The organism is Alcanivorax sp. (assembly GCF_014762765.1).
Lineage (GTDB): Bacteria > Pseudomonadota > Gammaproteobacteria > Pseudomonadales > Alcanivoracaceae > Alcanivorax.
Window position 1 is genome coordinate 2,567 of sequence record NZ_JABURH010000098.1, and the last position, 3,701, is coordinate 6,267.

At 60.2% G+C, this 3,701-nt stretch carries 3 protein-coding genes and 1 pseudogene; 3 read left to right on the top strand and 1 reads right to left on the bottom strand.

Going from position 1 to position 3,701, the window contains the following annotated elements; all coding sequences use genetic code 11:
* Together HUJ17_RS05295 and HUJ17_RS05300 are read left to right on the top strand one after the other, a co-directional pair.
* Positions 1–180 (top strand): cytochrome c maturation protein CcmE (locus tag HUJ17_RS05295; RefSeq protein WP_290509694.1); only part of this gene is annotated, 180 nt, incomplete at its 5' end.
* A 246-nt stretch (positions 181–426) separates the two neighbouring features.
* A pseudogene (locus HUJ17_RS05300) lies at positions 427–1,752 on the top strand (RimK family protein); the annotation flags it as partial.
* Here HUJ17_RS05300 and HUJ17_RS16885 read toward each other — a convergent pair.
* Entirely contained in the window at positions 1,709–2,044 is a 336-nt protein-coding gene (locus HUJ17_RS16885) for a hypothetical protein (RefSeq protein WP_366471165.1), read from the bottom strand. The pseudogene HUJ17_RS05300 and the gene HUJ17_RS16885 sit on opposite strands and share 44 nt — an antisense overlap.
* Positions 2,045–2,296: 252 nt before the next feature.
* On the opposite strand from HUJ17_RS16885, the gene HUJ17_RS05305 reads away from it, so the two are divergent.
* On the top strand, positions 2,297–3,613 hold the full coding sequence (locus tag HUJ17_RS05305; protein WP_290509696.1) for a DUF2157 domain-containing protein: 1,317 nt from the start codon (positions 2,297–2,299) through the stop codon (positions 3,611–3,613).
* Positions 3,614–3,701 lie beyond the last annotated feature (88 nt).

Genomic DNA, 3,701 nt, shown 5'->3' on the forward strand with positions numbered 1-3,701 from the left:
ATCCTGCCGGACCTGTTTCGTGAGGGGCAGGGCATCGTCGCCAACGGCACCCTGATCAGCACCAATCGCTTTGAGGCCGAAGAAGTGCTGGCCAAGCACGACGAAACCTACATGCCGCCGGAAGTCCAGGACGCGCTGGAAAAAGCGGGTCATCCGGGAGCGAAAAAAGGCAGTGAATAATTAATAGTTAATAATGAATAACGCAGCGCGCCCGCGCGTTGCGATCTTCACCGACAGAAGCCGCGTCCAGACTCTGGGCGCGGCTTCTGTGGTTTCAGGGCCTGGGAGCCTGTTCCGCGACGTTATTAATTATTCATTATTAACTATTCATTGCCCCTCAAATTTTCCTTGCTACCCCTCCCTGTCTGGCCCTACATTCGCGGTTATCGGTGCCGCTTCCGGTGCCTCCGTTTTTCAGGGCTTTTCATGAGTCAGGTTATTATTCTGGTCGACGACCCGGCAGACTGGGCCGCCTACTATCCCGCCCGCCATCTGCTCTCTGCCCGGGAGTATCTGCAGGCACAGCAACCGGTCTGTACCGACAAGAAAGTGCAGGTGATCAACCTGTGCCGCAGCTATAAATACCTCAGCCCCGGCTATTACTGTTCCCTGCTGGCGGAAGCTCGCGGGCAGCGGGTGTTGCCGTCCGTACGAACAGTGAATGACCTGAGCCGCAAGGCGCTTTATGGCCTGCATTTCGGTCAGTTCGAAGCGGCGCTGGACAAGGCCATGAAGCGCAAGGGCAGTGGCAGCGATCGCTTCTCGCTGATGCTGTACTTCGGCCATACCACCCAGGAAGGCCTGGCTGATCTGGGTCGACAGATTTTCGATCAGTTGCCCTGTCCGTTGCTGAAGGTGGAGTTCCGCCGCCGCGAGCAGTGGACCATCGAAGCCTTGAAGCCGCTGGCCCTGAAGCAACTGAAAGGGGCCGAGGAAGATGCCTTTGCCCAGGCCCTGGAGCAGTTCAATGCCCGTGTCTGGCGAAATCCGCGCCGCCGCCGCAGTGACCGCTACGAACTGGCCATGCTGGTTAACGAGGAAGAGGCGTTGCCGCCCAGTGACAAGGCGGCGTTGAAGCGTTTTATCCGGGCCGGACGTCAGCTGGGGATTCGCGTGGACCAGATCGGCCGTGATGCCTACACCCGCCTGGGTGAGTACGACGGTCTGTTTATCCGTGAGACCACCGCACTGGATCACCATACCTACCAGTTCGCCCGCAAGGCAGAACAGGAGGGCATGGTGGTGATGGATGACCCGGGTTCGATCCTGCGCTGCACCAACAAGATCTACCTGGCGGAACTGATGCAGGCCAATGGGGTGCCGGTGCCGCCCACGGCCTTTGTGTTCAGCGATGACGATGAGCAGATTGACCGACTGATCGACGAGCTGAAACTGCCCATGGTGTTGAAGATTCCTGACGGCAGTTTTTCCCGGGGTATCAGCAAGGTGAAGACCCGCGAAGAGCTGGCCACCAGCCTGCGGGATTACCTGAAACAGTCGTCGGTGGTATTGGCCCAGGCCTTTATGTACACGGATTACGACTGGCGCATCGGCGTGCTCAACAACCGGCCCCTGTTCGCCTGTCAGTATTTCATGAGCAAAGGACACTGGCAGATCTACCACCACCAGAGCGGCGGCAAGACCGAATCCGGCAACAGCCGTACCCTGCCGGTACAGGAAGTCCCGCCCAAGGTGCTGAAAGCCGCCCTCAAGGCCGCAAAGCTGATGGGCAATGGTCTCTATGGCGTGGACCTGAAACAGTCCGGGGACCAGGTGGTAGTGATAGAGGTGAACGACAACCCGAACATCGATGCCGGGGTGGAAGACGCCTGGTTGGGCGAGGATCTTTATCGCCAGGTGATGCTGGAGTTCCTGCGTCGCATGGAGGCCAAGCGCATCGGCCTGCCGGTGTAGCCTCTCCCTTTCCGTAGGAGCGTCGCTGGCGGCGCGATTCGGGCATTGGCCAGGGGGGATGTAGGAGCACCTCTTGAGGTGCGAACCGAGCGTAGCGAGGCAACATAAATCCAGGTTGTCCGAGATTCATTCTGGAACCAGTCGAGATCTGATATTCCTGATCGCTCTGCGGGTGATTTCCGCGCAAGCGCGGTTCGCACCTCAAGAGGTGTTATTCGCTCCGCTCACCCTTCGGGCCGCACGGAACGACGTGCGTTACTCCGCTACGCTCCGTTCCTACAGGGGGCGCTATTGAACGCCTTGTCTCATTTTCCGTAACACCCTGCCGTTGCCTTTCGCCACCTCGTCAGGTCTGATCGAAGAAAAGCACAAGGAACTCTCCATGCAACTTCTCGGGTTATTGCGTCGCGAGCTGCGCAGCGAATGTCGCCAGTGGGTGGATGACGGCGATATCAGTGAAGACCAGGGCAACCGCATTCTGGCCCGCTACGGCACCCGCCTGGACGACGATTCCGACAGCTCACTGGCCTACAAGGTGCTGGTCACTGTGGCCTTGTTATTTGTCGGTATGGCCATCCTGCTGCTGGTGTCAGCCAACTGGGAGACGATCCCCCGGGCAGTACGCATGCTGGGCTTGATTGCCACCACTGTGGCGTTGAACGGGGTGGGAATGTATCAATACCTGCAGCGCCGAGAGGGCATCGGCTGGCTGTTTCTCGGCGGCATCAGCTATGGCGCCTCGATCATGCTGATCGCGCAGATCTACCACCTGGGCGAACATTTCCCGGATGGCCTGTTTTACTGGGCACTGGGTGTGGCGCCCATGGCCTGGCTGGTGCGTAGCCGGGTGATTGCCCTGCTGATGCTGGCGGTGGCCATGCTCTGGCTGTTTGCCGAAGGGCAGTTTTCGCCGCCCTGGGCCATGGCCTTGTTCATGGCAGTGGGGCTGACGGTGGCGGTACAGGCCCGGTCCGCGGGGCTGATGCTGGTGCTGGCGGCAGTGGCGGTGAGCTGGCTGAATCTGTTGCTGGGCTGGGCCTATGGCTACCCGCGCGGGCCGGATTTCGAGGCCGGGCATCTGACCCTGAATCTGGGCCTGCTGGCGTTGCTCTATGCGCTGGTCTGTTGGCTGGGCAGTCGCCCTGCCTTGCACTGGCAACGGGCCGGCAGTCTGATCGGACTATGGACCCTGCGGGGCTATCTGTTGCTGTTGCTGCCGTTCACGTTCAGCGAATTCTCCGAAGGTTACCTCCATGAGCAGGCCGGGTTGACGGACCCGGGGTTGTGGCTGGGGCTGCTGCCGGCCTTGTTGGCGTCATCATTGTTGGTGTTTCGCCGTCTGGGACAGACCGGCGGGCGCTTGCTGGTCATGCTGCTGCCATTCGTGATGCTGGCGATTCATGGTTTGTTGAGCCGGGACGATGCCATGCTATTTGCGGTGGCGGTGAATCTGCTGGCGTTATTGTCGGCCATTGTGCTGATTCAGGAGGGCTTGCGGCGTGGACTCAGCCAGTTCTTCTACAGCGGCATTGCCCTGGTATTAGCGCTGGCGGTGATGCGCTATCTGGATCTGTTCGGTGATTACCTGGGCGCGGCGGCCATGTTCCTGGTGGCGGCGGCGGTGCTCTATGGCGCGGCGCGCTATTGGCGTCGCCAGCAGCGTCTTGTGGCGCCGGAAAGCGGGGAGGGACAGGCATGAAACAGCGCACTCTGGGCCTGGCCTTGCTGGCCGCGCTTACCCTGCAAGTGGTGATTCTCGCCGGGGTCTTTGTGAACGGTTTCTACCC